The organism is Cohnella rhizosphaerae (genome assembly GCF_029525575.1).
GTDB classification, from domain to species: domain Bacteria; phylum Bacillota; class Bacilli; order Paenibacillales; family Paenibacillaceae; genus Cohnella; species Cohnella rhizosphaerae.
The window spans coordinates 103284-121424 of record NZ_JAPDIA010000003.1; the positions used below are offsets into that span (position 1 = coordinate 103284).

The 18141-nt window shown below is 62.9% G+C and carries 14 protein-coding genes and 5 pseudogenes; 15 read left to right on the forward strand and 4 right to left on the reverse strand.

The window, feature by feature from the left end; all coding sequences use genetic code 11:
- Positions 1–156 precede the first annotated feature (156 nt).
- Complete coding sequence (locus OMP40_RS05935; RefSeq protein WP_277533007.1) at positions 157–693, reverse strand: RNA polymerase sigma factor; 537 nt, start codon at positions 691–693, stop codon at positions 157–159.
- A gap of 333 nt (positions 694–1026) precedes the next feature.
- On the opposite strand from OMP40_RS05935, the gene nadA reads away from it, so the two are divergent.
- The 7 genes from nadA to cysK all read left to right on the forward strand — a co-directional run bounded on the left by nadA (position 1027) and on the right by cysK (position 8345).
- Positions 1027–1965, forward strand: coding sequence for a quinolinate synthase NadA (nadA, locus tag OMP40_RS05940; RefSeq protein WP_277529979.1), 939 nt, complete (start codon positions 1027–1029; stop codon positions 1963–1965).
- A 53-nt stretch (positions 1966–2018) separates the two neighbouring features.
- Positions 2019–3632, forward strand: a complete 1614-nt coding sequence (nadB, locus tag OMP40_RS05945) for an L-aspartate oxidase (RefSeq protein ID WP_277529981.1) — start codon at positions 2019–2021, stop codon at positions 3630–3632.
- Entirely contained in the window at positions 3625–4524 is a 900-nt protein-coding gene (nadC, locus tag OMP40_RS05950) for a carboxylating nicotinate-nucleotide diphosphorylase (protein WP_277529983.1), read from the forward strand. The genes nadB and nadC overlap by 8 nt, the downstream gene beginning before the upstream one ends.
- Positions 4521–5285 carry a type III pantothenate kinase gene (locus tag OMP40_RS05955; protein ID WP_277529985.1) on the forward strand — a complete coding sequence of 255 codons (765 nt, stop codon included), beginning with the start codon at positions 4521–4523 and terminating at the stop codon, positions 5283–5285. Before nadC ends, OMP40_RS05955 begins: the two co-directional genes overlap by 4 nt.
- Positions 5286–5360: 75 nt before the next feature.
- Positions 5361–6239 carry an Hsp33 family molecular chaperone HslO gene (gene hslO / locus OMP40_RS05960; RefSeq protein WP_277529988.1) on the forward strand — a complete coding sequence of 293 codons (879 nt, stop codon included), beginning with the start codon at positions 5361–5363 and terminating at the stop codon, positions 6237–6239.
- A gap of 64 nt (positions 6240–6303) precedes the next feature.
- On the forward strand, positions 6304–7233 hold the full coding sequence (locus tag OMP40_RS05965) for a peptidylprolyl isomerase (protein WP_277529989.1): 930 nt from the start codon (positions 6304–6306) through the stop codon (positions 7231–7233).
- A 173-nt stretch (positions 7234–7406) separates the two neighbouring features.
- The gene (gene cysK / locus OMP40_RS05970; protein ID WP_277529990.1) at positions 7407–8345 is read left to right on the forward strand and encodes a cysteine synthase A; all 939 of its coding nucleotides are present in this window, start codon (positions 7407–7409) and stop codon (positions 8343–8345) included.
- Between the two features lie 417 nt (positions 8346–8762).
- Here cysK and OMP40_RS05975 read toward each other — a convergent pair whose 3' ends face one another.
- The 3 genes from OMP40_RS05975 to OMP40_RS05985 all read right to left on the reverse strand — a co-directional run bounded on the left by OMP40_RS05975 (position 8763) and on the right by OMP40_RS05985 (position 11910).
- Positions 8763–9074, reverse strand: a complete 312-nt coding sequence (locus tag OMP40_RS05975) for a hypothetical protein (RefSeq protein ID WP_277529992.1) — start codon at positions 9072–9074, stop codon at positions 8763–8765.
- Between the two features lie 117 nt (positions 9075–9191).
- Positions 9192–10595, reverse strand: coding sequence for an NAD-dependent epimerase/dehydratase family protein (locus OMP40_RS05980; protein WP_277529994.1), 1404 nt, complete (start codon positions 10593–10595; stop codon positions 9192–9194).
- A gap of 163 nt (positions 10596–10758) precedes the next feature.
- A complete protein-coding gene (locus OMP40_RS05985) occupies positions 10759–11910 on the reverse strand; it encodes a copper amine oxidase N-terminal domain-containing protein (protein WP_277529996.1) in 1152 nt (383 codons plus the stop codon).
- 223 nt (positions 11911–12133) lie between these two features.
- Here OMP40_RS05985 and OMP40_RS05990 point away from each other — a divergent pair, with 223 nt between their 5' ends.
- From OMP40_RS05990 to dusB, 8 genes and pseudogenes are all read left to right on the forward strand, one after another.
- Positions 12134–13750: an anthranilate synthase component I family protein gene (locus OMP40_RS05990; RefSeq protein WP_277529997.1), complete on the forward strand. Its 1617-nt coding sequence runs from the start codon at positions 12134–12136 to the stop codon at positions 13748–13750.
- Positions 13747–14327, forward strand: a pseudogene (gene pabA / locus OMP40_RS05995) (aminodeoxychorismate/anthranilate synthase component II). The gene OMP40_RS05990 and the pseudogene pabA overlap by 4 nt, the downstream one beginning before the upstream one ends.
- 72 nt (positions 14328–14399) lie before the next feature.
- Positions 14400–14567, forward strand: a pseudogene (locus tag OMP40_RS06000) (hypothetical protein); the annotation flags it as partial.
- Position 14568: 1 nt separating this feature from the next.
- Complete coding sequence (locus OMP40_RS06005) at positions 14569–15246, forward strand: aminotransferase class IV (RefSeq protein WP_277529998.1); 678 nt, start codon at positions 14569–14571, stop codon at positions 15244–15246.
- Entirely contained in the window at positions 15243–16106 is an 864-nt protein-coding gene (gene folP / locus OMP40_RS06010) for a dihydropteroate synthase (RefSeq protein ID WP_277529999.1), read from the forward strand. Before OMP40_RS06005 ends, folP begins: the two co-directional genes overlap by 4 nt.
- 15 nt (positions 16107–16121) lie before the next feature.
- Positions 16122–16482, forward strand: a pseudogene (gene folB / locus OMP40_RS06015) (dihydroneopterin aldolase).
- Between the two features lie 50 nt (positions 16483–16532).
- Positions 16533–17079 (forward strand): annotated as a pseudogene (gene folK, locus OMP40_RS06020) (2-amino-4-hydroxy-6-hydroxymethyldihydropteridine diphosphokinase).
- Positions 17048–18068 (forward strand): annotated as a pseudogene (gene dusB, locus OMP40_RS06025) (tRNA dihydrouridine synthase DusB). Before folK ends, dusB begins: the two co-directional pseudogenes overlap by 32 nt.
- The last annotated feature ends 73 nt before the right edge of the window (positions 18069–18141 follow it).

Below are 18141 nucleotides of genomic sequence, written 5' to 3' on the forward strand. Positions count from 1 at the left end.
GTACGAAGGCGAGACTGTCCTCCGCGTCGTGAGGATTCGCGACTCGTCTTATCGCCGCGCCGCGCCATTTTCTCGATATGCGCCATGCGAGCTTCCGTAAATCCCGGCGTCCGCGCCGCGTCCACCTTTAACTTGTCGTACCAAGACGGCCGATGGTCAATCATGCGCGTTCGCTTCCTTTCGCAGTCTGATCATGCGTTGTCTGGCGCGCGACAGCCTGGACTTGACGGTGCCCTCCGACAGCTCCAGCAATTGAGCGATCTCTCGCACGGTCAATTCATACCTCGCATGCAGCACGAGCGCTTCGCGCAGCTTGAGCGGAAGCCGCAGGACGTCTTCCCATATGTCATTGGACAGTGAACGGCGCAGCATCTCGGATTCGGCGGACGGACCGAATTCATGCGACCGCTCGTGCAGACGATCCGTCAGCGTCACGCGCCTTATGAAGGCTGCTCTCATGGCGTTGATCGCCGTATTCCGCGTGATCGACAGCAGCCAAGTGCGGAGGGAGGAGGCGCCTCGAAAGGTATCGATCTTTCGGTAGGCGATGAGGAACACGTCCTGGGAAACATCGTCCGCCAGGTCCCGCCGTCTCGTGAGCACGAACGCCAGATTCCACACCTCGGACCCGTGCTGCAGCATCAGCTCGCGAAGACCGCCCTCATCCATAGTTCCGGTAAAGGACCAGTACATTTCCTCCAAGCTGGCAACACCTCCAAGGATTAGACACCGCAGCGCGCAAAGAGGTTCCGTCCCGAACCAAAAATTAATCGTAATGGCACCTGATAACTAAAGAAGAAGTCATTCTCGAAAGCTTGCCTTATTGGGAAAAGTTCGAAGCGGCAAACTTCTTCCAAAAATCTGTGAACATTCATTGACACTGCCCCCCCGGCAAGTGTAAATTTATTGTTGACTCACTGACGTCGGTTGCGATTTTGGCAACCCGTTTTTGTTAAGCGGCCTAATTTGTGCTTATTTTCACAATTAACCATACCCAGGCGTCAACGCCGCAGGAGGAGACTCACCATGGAAGCTTTAGCCCTTGAACGCAAAGCGGAGCAGAACCGCGAGCTGCGCGAGCGCCTGGCACAGCTGAAGAAGGAACGCAACGCCATCATTCTGGCTCACTATTACCAGCGCGACGAGATTCAAGAGGTAGCCGACTTCCGCGGAGACTCGTTCCTGCTCGCCCAGAAGGCCGCGCAGACCGAAGCGGACGTCATCGTCTTTTGCGGGGTACACTTCATGGGCGAGAGCGCCAAGATCCTCGCGCCGCACAAGACCGTGCTCGTCCCCGACGAGCGGGCCGGCTGTCCGATGGCGGACATGGTCAATCCGATCGGCCTGCGGGAGCTGAAGGCGAAGCACCCGAACGCCAAGGTCGTGACGTATATCAATTCGTCCGCGGACGTGAAGGCCGAGACCGACATTTGCTGCACGTCGGCGAACGCGGTCAAGGTCGTCAATTCGGTCGAAGGCGATGAGGTCATCTGGTGCCCGGACAAGAACCTCGGTCACTACGTGCAGCAGCATACGGACAAGAAGATGATCATCTGGGAAGGCTACTGCAACACGCACGACATGCTGACCGTCAAAGACGTGTACGAGATGCGGGCGAAGTATCCGAACGCGCAGTTCGTCGTGCATCCGGAATGCCGCCCCGAGGTCGTCGAGCTGGCCGACTTCGTCGGCAGCACGACAGGCATCCTGAAGTATTGCCGCGAATCGAGCCACAAGGAATTCATCGTCGGCACCGAGGACGGCACGGGTTACCAGCTGCGGGTGGACAGCCCGGACAAGACGTTCCATTTCGCGAGCAAGTTCCTCGTCTGCCCGAACATGAAGGTCAACAACCTGAAGAAGGTCGTCAAGGCGCTTGAAACGATGCAGCCTCAGATTCACGTGCCGCAAGACGTCGCCGACAAGGCGCGCCTGTCGCTCGAGCGCATGCTGCTCGTCAAGTAACCGGTCAGGTAACCGGAAGACCAATAACTTCAGGCGGGGAGTCGCAGAGGGCCATGATACCACGTTATATCGTCGATTTCGATCCGGCGGCGCTAGAGACCGTACAGACGGATATGATCATTATCGGAGCCGGGATCGCGGGCCTGTTCACGGCGCTTCAAGCGGCCAAGGACCGCCGCGTCCTCATGATTACGAAGAAGTCGCTGTTCGACAGCAATACGCGCTACGCGCAGGGCGGCATCGCGGCCGTCATCTCGGAGGACGATTCGCCCGAGTTCCATCGCCAGGATACGTTGATCGCGGGCGCGGGGCTGTGCGATCCCGAAGCCGTAGACGTGCTCGTGCACGAAGGACCGGACTGCGTCCAGGCGCTGATCCAGTACGGCACGCACTTCGACGAGGAGGACGGGCACCTCGCCCTCACCAAGGAAGGCGCGCACAGCCAGCGCCGCATTCTTCACGCCAACGGCGACGCCACCGGCTACGAGATCGTGCGCGCGCTGGCGGACAAGGTTCAGAGCGTGCCGAACATCGAGGTGTGGGACGACCACTTCGTGCTGGACCTGCTGACCGAGGAGGGCGAGTGCGTCGGCGCGCTCGTGCAGAAGCCGGACGGCTCGCGCGTCATCGTGCGGGGCGCCGCGACCGTCCTCTGCTCGGGCGGCACCGGACAGCTGTACCGGTATACGACGAATCCCGAGGTCGCGACGGGCGACGGCATCGCGATGGCGTACCGTGCAGGCGCTGTCATTCGCGACATGGAGTTCAATCAATTCCATCCGACCTCGCTGTGTTATCCTGGCGCGCCGCGCTTCCTGATCTCGGAGGCGGTGCGCGGCGAGGGCGCCGTTCTTCGCAATATTCGGGGCGAGCGCTTCATGGACAAGTACCATCCGCAGCTCGAGCTGGCGCCGCGCGACATCGTGGCGCGGGCGATCGTGAGCGAGATGGAGCTGACCAAGTCGACTTACGTTTATATCGATATTACGCACGAGACGCCGGATCTCATCAAGCACCGGTTTCCGAACATTTACGAATTTTGTCTCAATTATGGTCTCGATATGACGACGGACTGGATTCCCGTGGCGCCGGCTGCCCATTATATGATGGGAGGCGTCCGCACGGACATGAACGGCGAATCGAGCATCCCTCGTTTGTTCGCCTGCGGCGAAGTATCGTCGACGGGCGTGCACGGCGCGAACCGGCTGGCGAGCAACTCGCTGTCCGAAGCGATCGTGTTCGGCCGCCGGATCGTCGAGCGGACTCGCGCGCTGCCGCCGCTCGAACTCGAGGCGCGAACCGGCTATACTTCCGAGCGGATCGGCGCGCCTGCGGGCAAGATGGCGGAGCGTCGCCTCAAGCTGCAGAAGCTCATGGTGCGCTTCGCCGGCCTCAGGCGGGAGGCCCACGGCCTTACCAAAGGTCTTGAGGAGCTGCGCCGGCAGGCGCCGCTGTATCAGACGGAGATGACGACGCGCGAGGCGTTCGAGTACGCGAACCTGCTCACCTGCGCCACGTTGATGATGGAGGCGGCCCTCATGCGCGAAGAGAGCCGCGGGGCGCATTACCGGGAGGACTTCCCGGACAAGGACGATCTGTTCTGGCGCAAGCATACGCTGATGCACAGGGAACGGGGCATCGGAGAGGAGTTCATAGGCGATGTTTGAATCGGAAAAGGACTGGGAGATCGCGGGACCCGCGGTCGACGCGGTAAAGGCGCAGCTTAGCGCGTGGTTGGCCGAGGACATCGGCAGCGGGGACGTGAGCACGATGTCGACGGTTCCGGCCGGCCACCGGTCGAGGGGCATTATCCATGCCAAGGAAGCGGGCGTGCTCGCGGGCATGCCGCTCATGCGCCTCGTCTTCGGCGTGATCGACCCTTCGCTCGCGGTCGAATCGCGGGCGCAGGACGGCGACCGCGTCGAGCGCGGCACCGTGCTCGCGGTCGTCGAAGGCGCTACGCACAGCATCCTGACCGGCGAGCGTCTTGCGCTGAATCTGCTGCAGCGGCTGTCCGGCATCGCGACCAAGACCCGCGTCTACGTGGACGCGGCCGAAGGCTATCCGGCGCGGATCGCCGATACGCGCAAGACGACGCCGGGCCACCGCACGCTGGAGAAGTACGCCGTCCGCATCGGCGGCGCGTACAATCACCGCTTCGGCTTGTACGACGCGGTCATGATCAAGGACAATCATATCAAGGCGGCCGGCGGGATCTCCGCTGCCGTCGCTTCGGCGAAGTCGCGCATCCCGCACACGATGATGATCGAGGTGGAGGCCGAATCGCTGGAGCAGGCGCTCGAAGCCGCTCGGGCGGGCGCGAACGTCGTCATGTTCGACAACATGTCGCCCGAACAGATGAAGGCCGCTGCGGCCGAGGTGCGCGGCATTGCGCCGCATATCGTCCTGGAAGCGTCGGGCGGCATCCGTCCGGAGCGGGTTCGCGAGGTGGCGGCGTCGGGCGTGGACGTGATCAGCGCGGGCGCGCTGACGCATTCTTTTAACGCGCTGGACATCAGCCTGGACCTGAACGAAGTCAAGAAGGGGGAAGTCTCTTGATTCTGGTCGTCGACGTCGGCAACACCAATATCGTGCTCGGCCTGTACGAGGGCCCGGAGCTTCTCCATCATTGGCGGCTTAGCACGAACCGCTCGGCCACGGTCGACGAGTACGGGATCATGCTGACCAACCTGTTCACCATCGCGGGCATCGAGGCCGCCGAGATCGACGGCGTCATCGTCTCTTGCGTCGTGCCTCCGCTCATGCCCACGCTCGAGCGGCTGTTCGTCAAGTATGTCGGCCGCGAAGCGCTGGTCGTCGGACCCGGCATCAAGACGGGCCTCAACATCCGGTACGAAAATCCGAAGGAGGTCGGCGCCGACCGGATCGTCAACGCGGTCGCCGGCATCGAGCACTACGGCGCGCCGCTGGTCGTCGTAGACTTCGGCACGGCGACGACCTTCGATTATATCGACCCGTCGGGCGCCTATATTGGCGGCGTCATCGTGCCTGGCATCGGCATCTCGGCCGAGGCGCTCTACCAACGCGCCGCCAGGCTTCCGCGCGTCGAGCTGGCCAAGCCGAAGGCGGTCGTCGGCCGCAACACGGTGGCGGCGATTCAATCCGGCGCGATCTACGGCTATGCCGGCCAGGTGGACGGCATCGTGAAGCGGATCCGCGCCGAGCAGCGCTGCGCGCCGCGCGTCATCGCGACGGGCGGACTCGCGGAGCTGATCGCGGGCGAGTCGGAGACGATCGAGTCGGTCGATTCGATGCTGACGCTGGAAGGATTAAGAATCATTTACGAACGCAATCTATAAGCATACTGGTCGCCGTGCGTCCGCTCTCGCGGGCGCGCGGCGAGCCGCGACAACAGAGGCAAAGGAGCGGATGAAGTGACGGACGAACTGATCAGAGGCACCGCCTGGGGCGGCGCCGTGCGCGTTTTCGGCGCGAAGACGACGGAGCTCGTGCGCGAGCTCCAACGCAGGCACGACACGTTTCCGACGGCATCGGCCGCGCTCGGCCGGACCGCGACGGCGGCGGCCATGATGGGCTTCATGCTCAAGGGAGACGAGAAGCTCACCGTGCAGGTGAAGGGCGACGGGCCGATCGGCCAGATCGTCGTCGACGCCAACGCCGCCGGCGAAGTCAAAGGCTACGTCGATTATCCGCATACGCATCTGCCCAGCAACAGCCTGGGCAAGCTGGACGTATCGGGCGCCGTGGGCAAGACCGGTTTTCTCAACGTGACCAAGGATCTCGGCATGAAGGAGCCTTACCGCGGCAGCGTGCCGCTCATCTCGGGCGAGCTGGCCGAGGACTTTACTTATTACTTCGCTGCATCCGAGCAGACGCCTTCCGCCGTCGGACTGGGCGTGCTCGTCGATACCGACAATACCGTGCTGCATGCGGGCGGCTTCGTCATCCAGGTGCTGCCGAACATTACCGACGAGCAGCTGGCGCGTCTCGAGCAGGCCGTCGCGTCGATGCCCCACGTCACCGCGCTGCTCGACCAAGGCGAGACCGCCGAAGGCATCGTACGGTTCCTCGTGGGCGACGACCTGACGATTCACGATACGATCGAGCCCAGGTTCGTCTGCCAATGCTCGCGGGAACGCGTCGAGCGTACGCTGATCAGCATGGGCGAGACTGAGCTTCGCAAGCTGATCGACGAGGACGGACAGGCCGAAGTGAATTGCCATTTTTGCAATGAAGCTTATCAGTTCGACAGCGAGCAGCTCCGCGAGATTCTGGAACGCGCGACTTCTTAATAGAGCGGAAGGAGGGATACGGCCATGTGGCAGACGAAGCGGCTGGGGAAGCCGATCGTTCTGCTTGCCCTGTCTTGGGCGCTGGCTGCCCGAAGCGGGATGTACGGCCAAGCCGGCGCATACGGCGGAGCCGCCCGGCACCGAGCCGATCCCATCGGGTTCGATGACGGGAGCTCCGGGAGGAGCGGGCGACACCGTGGCGATCGTAGGGGAGACGCGCATCACGCGCAGACAGCTGCTGGACGCCCTGCTGGGTTCGTACGGAGAGCAGACGTTGCGGACGATGATGCTTCGGGTGGCCGTCCAGAAGGAAGCGCAAGCCGCGGGCATCTCGATAACGGAGGATGCGGTGGACCGGGAGCTTCGCAAGGCGAGCGAAGGCTACGAGAGTCTGGAAGCCTTCTATGATGCCCGACTGCAGCAGCTCGGCATGTCGCGAGAGGACGTGCGGGAAGATATTCTTTATAAATTGCAGCTTGAAGCGCTCGCGATCCGCGGCGTAGCGGCGACGGAAGCGGACGCGGACCAGTATATGAACGATCATCCCGAAGAATTCGCGCCGAAGGAGGAGCTGAAGCTCTCCCATATCGTCGTGGAGCGGCAGAAGGACGCCGAGCATCTGCTGGACCTGCTTCGGCAAGGCGAGGACTTCGCGGAGCTGGCGGCCGCGAACTCGTTGGACGCGGATACGGCCGCGGAGGGCGGCAATCTGGGCTGGGTCGAGTCCGAAGATCCGTTCGTCGCGCCCGAGCTGCTGGCAGCGGCGGCGAAGCTGGAGATTGGAGAGGCGGCGGGACCGATCCGCACGGACGCAGGCTACGAGGTCGTGCTCATGGCGGGCCGGCGAGGAACTGGCGAGCGGGACGCGCAGGCGGAGCGGGAAGAGGCGAAGCGCCAATACGCGCTGTCGGTGGCGCCGCCGCTGTCGGAGGTCGAGCAGTCGCTGCTGGACAAGTACGGAGCCAAGGCACTGGATGGAGCGCTTCAATATTAGCCATTAGCCATACGATTAGCACTAGCCATACGATTAGCCATGCGGATTTATCCTTCTATTGACATTGCCACCTAACGTTGATAAGATGGGAAAAGATAAAAGCCGACTGAAATTGTCGGAAATACGGGAATGGACGAGGCCGTCCGCCATTATCCAAGGAGGAATCATTCGCCATGGCAAAAATCGTGCAGAATATCACGGACCTGATCGGGGATACGCCGCTCGTCCGTCTGAACCGCATCGTACCCGAAGGCAGCGCGGAGGTTTACGTCAAGGTCGAATATCAGAACCCGGGCGCCAGCGTCAAGGATCGGATCGCCATCAGCATCGTCGAAGAAGCCGAAAAAGAAGGCAAGCTGAAGCCGGGCGGCACGATCGTCGAAGCGACCAGCGGCAACACCGGCATCGGCCTGGCGCTCGTCGCTGCGGCTAAGGGCTACCGCGCGGTCATCGTCATGCCCGAGACGATGAGCCTCGAGCGCCGCAACCTGCTTCGCGCCTATGGCGCCGAGCTGGTGCTGACCCCCGGATCCGAAGGCATGAACGGCGCCGTCAAGAAGGCGGAAGAGCTTCTCAAGGAGAACCCGGACTACTTCCTCGCCGATCAGTTCAAGAACAAGGCGAACCTGAAGATCCACCTCGAGACGACGGGTCCCGAGATCGTCGAAGCGATCAACTCGCTCGACGGCAAGCTGGACGCGTTCGTGGCGGGCATCGGCACGGGCGGCACGATCTCCGGCGCCGGCAAGGTGCTGAAGGACAACTTCCCGGGCATCAAGGTCGTCGCCGTCGAGCCTGCGGCGTCTCCGCTGCTGTCGAGCGGCAAGGCCGGCCCGCACAAGATCCAGGGCATCGGCGCGAACTTCGTGCCGGAGATTCTGGACCGCGAGATCTACGACCAGATCATCGCCGTCGAGAACGAAGACGCGTTCGAATGGGCGCGCACCGCCGCCAAGAAGGAAGGCATCCTGTGCGGCATCTCCTCCGGCGCGGCGATCTTCGCGGCGCTGCAAGTGGCGAAGGAGCTGGGCGCCGGCAAGCGCGTCGTCGCGGTCGTTCCGTCCAACGGCGAACGCTACCTGAGCACGCCGCTGTTCAACTTCGACAACTAATAGAGTTGGCCGACGATCCGGCCGTCCTTTTGGGGCGGCCGGATTTTGGCGTTTTCAGGTCGGCGGCGGGAACGGGATATGAATGTAGGCGGCGGATAGCGATGTGCGACGGAATAGCGATGTGAGACATCGTTATTTGGCCGGAGATGCGTGAATGCGACGGGATAGCGATGTGCGACATTGTTATTTGGCCGGAGATGCGTGAATGCGACGGGATAGCGATGTGCGACATCGTTATTTGGCCGGGGATGCGTGAAGTGCGACGGGATAGCGATGTCGGACATCGTTATTTGCCCGATGCGTGAATGCGACGGAATAGCGATGTCGGACATCGTTATTTGCCCGATGCTTATATGGCTCCCGCATCCTGGCAAATGGCGACCGCCCGGTCGTAGTCGTCTTCTTCGACGATGGCCGTCAGCAGATATCGCGTCCCGTCACCCGGTTGTCGGGCCCACCCGAGCTCATCCCGCTGGCGCTGACGCTGGCTGCGGCCGGCACGGCGGCATCGGGATTGTCAAAGTCTCCGCCAAGCGTGATGAATCCGAGTCCGCGGAACGTCTCGGCGATCGTGTTGCCCAGCTGGTCGAGATGCTCCATGCCGGCGCCCGGATACCCGTCGAACCGGTCGATTGCATGCTCGATCAGGCGAAAGGACTTCAGCCCCTCCGGCGCCTGTCTGGCTTGGTCCGGGGTGTTGAAGTAGGCGAGCACCGCCCGTTCTGCCATGGCGTCGTCCCCCTTTGGCCGGCACCGTCTGCACCGGCGTTGATTCACCGTAGTATAGGCGCGAACGACGGCATTCGCATTCTCATTCGGTAGCCAAAGCGAACCGGAGCGGAGCGCCTACCGAATTCGTTTCCTCAAATAACGCCTGAACGCATGCATGACCCACAAATGAATCTTGGCCTGCGTGTACTTGTAGAGAAACCAGGGCAGCGCCGGCAAGTAGTCGTGAATGGCGATGATGCACTCGTCGGAGTCCGGCACTTGCAGAAACTCGAGTCGACCGCGATGCGTCTCTTTTCGGCTTGAAAAGGAGCCGCCTGTAATATAATACAACGCCCGGGTCGGCGAGCTGCGCTCTTCGGAGTACGTGAGCTCGAGCAGAGGCGCTTTGCGACCGGCGACACGAATCCGATAAATATCCTTCTTATCGTGCGCTACCCGGATCAGCGGACCGGCCGCGCGATTCAACCAGTGGAGATAAGACTTCGAGGCTGCATGCGCATCCATCCCCGCGGGCAGCCTGACGCGCTGCACGGAGCGGACGTCCGACACGGCGTCGCGCGCGTTTTTTTCCGATTTTCGCTTTTGCGCGCTTCCAGCCCCGTTTCGGCTACGCTTTCGTTCGCCCTCTTCTCGTATCGCGTCTTCCGCCGCTTGACGGAACGTGATCGCGCCTTCGCCGATTCCGCTCGCGCTCCCTTCTTTTCTTGCCACCATCGGGTGAATCAGGCTCTCGATCAAGGGGTAGGCCATTTCTTTTGGCGTTCCCGTGACGAGCGCCAGCCACAGGCGGGATAAATAAACGGAGAAGGCGGGGAACGGGATAAATAGTCGTTTTTTCCCCAGCGCCTCCGCCGTCTGGCGGAGCATCTGCTTGTAGGTCAACACGTCGGGCCCGCCGATATCGATCGCGCGTCGGTACAGGTCGGTCCGTCCGATCGCGGCCGTCAGGGCGTCCAGCACTTCGGGCAAGGCGATCGCATGCGTGCGGGTTCGCGTCCACCGCGGCAGGATCATGAAGGGCAGGCGTCGCACCAGCTTCAGGAGGATGGGAAAAGAAGATCCTTCCGGACCGACGATCAGGCCGGCCCTCAGCGTCGTCACCGGCACGCCGTACGAAGCGAGCACCTTTTCCACCTCCAACCGGCTGCGAAGATGGCGGGACAGCTCGCGGGGCGGCACATCAGGAGGGATGATGCCGCTCAGGTAGACGATCTGGCGCACGCCGTTTTTGCTGGCGGCTCTGGCGAAGTGGTCGGCGAGCAGCACGTCCATGTCCTCGAACCGTGCTTGCGTCAGCTTGGCCGACGGCAGCATGGAGTGGACCAAGTATATCGCGAAGTCCGCGCCTGCCAATCCCTTCTCCGCATCGATCAAAGAAAACAAATCGCAAGCCCGCCAGCTCGTATGCGGTTCGGGCTCCCGCCCTTTCCCGCCTCCACGGGACAGCGCGATCACGTCCGCGAAAGGCGCCAACCGTTGAAGCAGATTGCGGCCGATGTAGCCGCTTGCGCCCGTCAAGGCGACGACGGGCCTTTTTTGCCGGACTGTCTTCCCGCTCGTTCATGAGGCCTGCGCTCCTTCGAATCCTTCTGCCGACACATACCCGTTATCGTTTGAAAAGTAACAAGCCCCGCCGGGGCGGGGCATTCGAGCGTAACTGGCAACCGGTGTACGGCTTTTTTTATAGCCAGTCTTTAATTTTAACCGCAAGGGTCTGCTGTTTGCCATCCTTAACGCTGGTGTAGATGAGGTCGATGACGCCGTCGTGCTCGCCGCCAACAATGAACGTGTCGCCATGATAAGGAACGTCGTTGAGCTTGGCGTATTCCTGATCCGCGGGGTCGAGCAGCTCGTATAGCGCTTTCTTTTTCCCCGTCTCGGGGTCGACCAGCATCAGCAAGCCGGTCGTGTTGGGCCGGATGAGCAGATAGTTCGCGCCGATGCCCTCCACGCCGTAGATCTCGTCCAGTCCGCCCAGCTTCTGCAGATCGTATTCCTTATTCGCAGTGCCGTCCGCTTTAAGGATGCGCAGCTTTTTTCCGTCCGTCAGTACCGCTTGGTTGCCCAAGCTGGTGACGTTCGCCGTCATGCGCTGCCAGTAATGGACCGCGGCCTGGTCGACGAGCTTCTTGTTCTTCACGTAGGCGGTCGTGTAGTTGACGTTGATGTGGGGTTCGCCGTAAATATCGGACGCCGTCACCACATAGCCGCCTGTACCGAGCTTGTCCACGGATAGGCGCAAGAACTCCTGTTGCTTAAAATCGAGCTTGCCGGTCTTCACGGCCGGACTGTTGGACGGATCGGACTGGTACAGGTCGCCTGTCTTCCTGTCGAGCCAGAACATGGACGGTGTCAACGTAATCGCATAGCCGACGGCATACGGATCGCCGTCGTCGATCGTTACCGTGTAGCCTTGCCACTTCACGTTTGCGCCGAGCGACTGCGCGACGAAGCGGACGGGCACGTACACGGTATTGTTCTTCATAACGGCCGCTGCGTTGAGTGCGACGGACTTGTCGTTCACCTGCGCCGTCTTGCTGCCGAGCGTCAGCTTCACGGTACGGTTGGGCGCATAGACGGAGACGAGCTTCTTGGCGCCGTCCCAGTCGACGTAAGACTTGAGCAGCTGCGAGACCATGCGCAGCGGGATATAGACGCTGCCGCTCGCGTCGAGGTAGGGCGCCGCGGCGCCGGCCGCGATCTCGTTGCCGTTGACGACCAGTTTGATGGGCTTGGGGGCTGCCGCCGCCTGCGCCGGGGAACCGCCGGGAGCCGCGACGGTACCCGCCGCCAGCAGCAGGGCGAGCGCGGACATCCGGACTTTATTTTTCATGATCATGCCATCCTCATCTCCTTATTCATGCTGCATCCTTCAATACCCATATTTAGAGACGATTCGGAGGTTGTTAAAGTTTCTCGCTCGCAAGCGCGGCCGGTCTATCCTCGACATGCGATTGTTTGTATACTTTAGGGAAGATAATAGGAAGCGGCGCGGTTCGGCTGCCGGCGAGAAAGCTTCCGAGGGGGGATATGCGGAGTTGGAAGCGCGGATATCGTTGGAGCAATGGCGGAAGTGGTTGGGCGAACGGACGGATGCAGGCGAGGGTGGCGAAGGATACAACCGTCTGCCTTATATAGAACAGCATGCTTTGGCCCCGGGCGAAGATCGCGTCCCGCTCTGGCGCGGCGCGTGGGAGGCGGCGGGCGAGGAAGCCTTCGTGCTGGAAAGCGGCAAAGGCGGCCGCTATACGTTCCTCGGCCTCCGGCCAAGCGCGGTGCTGGTCGGAAGCGGCGAGGAAGCCGAGCTTAGGCGCTGCGGCGGCGCGGGTGCGGGCGGGGACGCGGAGCGGCTGCGCGGCGCTCCGATCTCGGTCGTGCGCGGGGCGATGGACGGCTTCCGCGCGCCTTCGGACACGGGCCTGCCGATGTTCGCGGGCGGCGCCGTCGGCTATTGGAGCTACGACGTCGCCCGCTCGCTGGAGCGGCTGCCGGAGACGGCGGCGGACGAGCTGGGCCTGCCGGATTACGCGTTTCTGCTGATCGACGAGCTGTGGATCGTCGATCACGAGGCGGGCGAATTGTACCTCGCCGTTCATATGGACCCGGGCGATGCGAGGAGCGAGGCGGCGATCGCGTCCGCTTACGACGCGGCCCGCGCGCATGCGGCGCGGATGAAGGCGGATTGGGACCGGATCGTGGCGAGGGCCGCGGCGCCCGAGGCCGCATCGGCGCTGGCGGCTGCGCGCGCGCTGCTGGCCGAGGAGGGGCTGGCGCTTGACGTCGAAGCGTTCGCGCGAGGGCTGCGCACCTCCTTTTCCAAAGAAGCGTTCGAGGACGCGGTTCGCCGCATCCAGCAGTATATCGGTCAGGGCGACGTTTTCCAGGTGAACCTGTCCCTCCGGCAGACGATGCCCGTGATGGCGACTCCCGAAGCGCTCTACGAGTGGCTTCGTTTGATCAATCCTTCGCCTTATATGGGCTTGCTGCGGCTGCCCGGCTTCAGCCTCGTGTCGGCGTCGCCGGAGCTGCTGGTGAAGCGTCAGGGCGAACGCGTCGGCATGCGGCCCATCGCCGGCACGCGCAGGCGCGGGCGCACGCCGGAGGAGGATGCCGCGATGGCGGACGAGCTGCTCTCGAGCGTGAAGGAGCGCGCGGAGCACATTATGCTCGTCGATCTGGCGCGCAACGATCTGGGACGCGTCTCCGCCTACGGCTCCGTGCACGTGCCGGAGCTGCTCACGATCGAGCGTTATTCGCACGTGATGCACCTCGTGTCGCAGGTCGAAGGGCGGATCGCGCCGGGCAAGGACAGCCTCGACGTGCTGGCGGCTTCGTTTCCCGGCGGCACGATCACCGGCGCGCCCAAGATCCGCACGATGGAGATCATCGAGGAGCTCGAACCCGTGCGCAGAGGCGCTTATACCGGCTCGATCGGATGGATTGACTACGCGGGAAATATGGAATTTAATATAGTTATCCGTACGATGGTGGCGAAGGACGGCCTCTGCCATATTCAGGCCGGCGCCGGCATCGTCATCGATTCCGATCCCGAGCGGGAGTTCTACGAATGCCTGAACAAGGCCAAGGCGCTCTGGAAGGCCGTACAGTACGGGGAGCGGCTCAGTCCGGACGGGACGGCAGCCGATGCGAAGGGGGGACTGGGCATAACATGATTCTGGTCATCGACAATTACGATTCGTTTACTTATAACCTGGTGCAGTACTTAGGCGAGCTCGGTCAGGACATCGTCGTGAAGCGCAACGACGAGATCGATCTGGACGGCATCGCGGCGCTTAAGCCCGACCACATCCTGATCTCGCCGGGACCGTGCACGCCGAACGAGGCGGGCATCAGCCTGTCGCTGATCGATCGCTTCAAGGGGGGAGATTCCGATCTTCGGCGTCTGCCTCGGGCATCAGTCGATCGGACAAGCCTTCGGGGGGCGACGTCGTGCGCGCGCCGCAGCTCATGCACGGCAAGACGAGCGAGATGTCGCACGACGGCCGCACGATTTTCGAGGGCGTGCCTTCGCCGTTCACGGCGACGCGCTACCACTCGCTCATCGTGAAGCGCGATACGCTGCCCGACTGTCTGGAGATCAGCGCGGAGACGGACGGCGAGATTATGGCGCTGCGCCACAAGGAATACGTCGTCGAGGGCGTGCAGTTCCACCCCGAGTCGATCATGACGGACCATGGACGCACGCTGCTGCAGAATTTTCTGAATTACAAGTCGGGCTTGCGGCAATGAAGCTGCTGCTCGACGGACAATTGACGGATAGCCGGGAAGCCGTGATCTCAGTCTACGATCACGGCTTCCTGTATGGGATGGGCCTGTTCGAGACGTTCCGCACGTACGGCGGTCGGCCATGGCTGCCTGCGCAGGCATGCGGAGCGGTTAGCCGAGGGCTGCGCGGCGCTGGGCATCGCTTATCGGCCCGATCCGGAAGCGATGGCGGACGGCGTGGCGCGGCTCCTCGAGGCGAACGGCCTTGGCGACGCTTATATCCGCTGGTCGGTGTCCGCAGGCAGCGGCGAAGTCGGCCTTCCCCCCGGGCGAATACGAAGCGCCGCGCGAGATCGTCTACGCCAAGCCGCTCACGGCGGACGATCCGGCGACGCGGCCGGGCAAGACGCTGCGGCTGCTGCGACTGCGGCGGACGCGTCCGGAGGGAGGCGAGCTGCGGCTCAAGTCGTTCCACTATATGAACAATATCGCGGCAAAGCGGGAGCTTCAGGCCGGCGGCGCTTCGGCGAGCGTCGAAGGGCTGTTCCTGAACGAGCGGGACGAGATCGTGGAAGGCCTGGTCAGCAACGTGTTCTGGGTGCGTGACGGAGTGCTGCACACGCCGTCTCTCGACACGGGGCCTTTGGCCGGCGTGACCCGGGCCTACGTGCTGGAGCAGGCGCGCCGAGCGGGGCTCGCTTGTCAGGAGAGCAGGTATGCCTGGGACGACTTGCTGGGTGCGGACGAATGCTTCGTAACCAATTCGATCCAGGAGATCGTCCCGGTCCTCGCGCTGCAGGAGCCGGACGGGCAGCTTGCACGCGGCACGGGCGGCCTCGCCTCGAATCGCGCCGCGGCGGATGCGGCGCGCGTCCCGGGTCCGTGGACCCGCAGGCTGATGGACGCTTACAGGGCAGCCGCGGAGAAAGGCGATGAAGCATGAATCCTGTCGTTTACCATAGACGCTACCGGTTCGCGGACGGTCTTGAACTCTCGCTCGGCGAACGGACGCTCATCATGGGCATTCTGAACGTGACGCCCGATTCGTTCTCCGACGGCGGCCGGTTCGATTCGGTCGAGACGGCGGTTCGGCGCGCGGTCGAGATGGCGGAAGAGGGCGCCGACCTGATCGACATCGGCGGCGAGTCCACGCGTCCCGGGCACGAGCCCGTGACGGCCGAAGAGGAGCAGCGCCGCGTACTGCCGGTTATCGAGGCGGTCCGCAGGGCAGTTCCGCTGCCGATCAGCGTCGACACGTACAGGCCGGAGACGGCCGAGCTCGCGCTTCGGGCCGGCGCGCACCTTTTAAACGATATCTGGGGGCTCAAGCACGATCCTCGCATGGGGCAGGTGGCGGCCCGCGCCGGCGCGCCGATTATCCTCATGCATAACCGCAAGCAGCGGGATTACCGCGAATTCGTGCCCGACGTGCTGGCAGACCTGCGAGAGAGCGTGGCGCTGGCGCGGGCGGCCGGCATTGCGGACGATCGCATCTGGCTGGATCCGGGCATCGGCTTCGCCAAGGATTACGAGGAGAACCTGGCGCTAATGGGATGCCTCGGCGAGCTGAACGCGCTTGGTTACCCGGTGTTGCTGGCGACGTCGCGCAAGACGTTCATCCGGCGCACCCTCGATCTTCCGGCCGACGACGTGGTCGAGGGAACGGGCGCGACGACGGCGCTCGGCATCGCGCAGGGCTGCCAGATCGTTCGCGTCCATGACGTTCGCGCCATGAAGCGGGTAGCGGCGATGACTGACGCGATCGTGTATCGCCAAGCCAGGCACGAAGACGTACGATCCTGAAGGAGCGACGAACGAATGGATACGATGAAGCTGAAACGCATGGTTTTTTTTCGGATATCACGGCGTGTACCCCGAGGAGAACAAGCTCGGCCAGAAGTACTACGTGGATCTGGACATAAAGCTCGATTTGAGCCGCGCGGCAGAGAGCGACGACGTCGCCGATACGGTGAATTACGCGGAGGTCCACGCCCTCGTCAAGCAGATCGTGGAAGGCCCGCCCGTAAAGCTCATCGAGAAGCTGGCCGCGAGCATTGCAACGGCGGTACTCGGTACGTATACTATAATCCATGAAGTCACGGTAGGCGTGACGAAGCCGAATCCGCCCTTCGACATTACGTTCGACGGCGTCACGGTGGAGCTTACGCGCGCCAGATGACCGAAGCGGGGGGGAATGCCGCCCGCAGGGACAAGAAGGACTGAGCGAGGATGAAGCTGGCTTATGTGGCGCTCGGCGCCAATCTGGGCGATCGGGAGCGGTCTCTGGCGGAGGCGCTGCGCCGATTGGACGAGACGCCCGGCATGCGGGTGGCGCGCGTATCCGGCGTGTACGAGACCGATCCGGTCGGCTATACGGACCAGCCGAACTTTTTGAATATGGCGGCGGCGCTGCTTACGAGCTTGCCGCCGCTCGAACTGCTCCGCGCGCTTCTGGCGCTGGAGCTTGAGATGGGCCGGGTCCGCGAGTTCCGCTGGGGACCGCGCGTCATCGATCTGGACCTGCTGTCGTACGAGGACGAGACGTTCGAGACGGACGAGCTGACGCTCCCGCACCCCCGCATGGGGGGAGCGGGCGTTCGTGCTTGCGCCGCTGCGGGACGTGTGGGCGCCCGGCGAGGCTTTCCCTTGGGAAGCGCAGCTCGGGCCGGATACGCTTGAGGGGGGAAGGCATTCGCCGTCTGGCTTCGGGATTGGAGCCGCGCGGCCTCTAGGAGGGACATCACATGCTGAAGATCGGCAATGTGGAGATGAATAACAACGTAGTGCTGGCGCCGATGGCGGGGGGTTTGCAACCCGGCATTTCGGCTGATCGCGAAGGAGTTCGGCTGCGGCCTCGTGTGCGCGGAGATGGTCAGCGACAAGGCGATCCTGCACGGCAACCAGCGGACGCTCGAGATGCTGTTCGTCGACGAGCGGGAGAAGCCGCTCAGCCTGCAGATTTTCGGCGGCGACCGGGAGTCGCTCGTCGAGGCGGTCAAGTTCGTCGACAAGAACACGAACGCCGACATTATCGACATCAATATGGGCTGCCCCGTGCCAAAAGTCACGAAGTGCGACGCGGGCGCCAGATGGCTGCTCGATCCGGCCAAGATTTACGAGATGGTCTCGTATGCGGTCGACGCCGCGGAGAAGCCGGTGACCGTCAAGATGCGGATCGGCTGGGACGACGAACATATTTACGCGGTCGAAAACGCCCGGGCCGTCGAGCGCGCCGGGGGCGCGGCCGTCAGCGTGCACGGACGCACCAGGGAACAATTGTATACCGGTGTAGCGAACTGGGATATCATAAAGGACGTCAAAGAGGCCGTTTCCATTCCGGTCATCGGGAACGGTGACGTGTTCTCACCTGAAGACGCGGAGCGCATGCTCGCGCATACTGGCGTGGACGGGGTCATGATCGGCCGCGGCGCGCTGGGCAATCCGTGGATGCTGTACCGGACGGTCCATTATCTGACCACGGGAGAGAAGCTCCCGGACCCGGATCCTGCAGAGAAGATGCGCATCGCCATGCTTCACATGGACCGCCTGATCAACCTCAAGGGCGAGGGGCAAGCGGTACGCGAGATGCGCAAGCATCTGGCCTGGTACCTCAAGGGACTGCCGGACGCCGCGCAAGTGAAAAACGAGATCATGGAAATGACGCGCCGCGCCGACGTCGCGCGCAGGCTCGACGAATACGTGGAGTCGCTGGCCGACCTCGAAGCCGCCGCGCAAACTGAGGACGGGCCCGCCGTGGTGCATTGATTTCACGTCCGATTCCTGTTAATTGACATTTAATAGGGGTTGAAATATAATTCTAAGCAATATTCGCAAGACG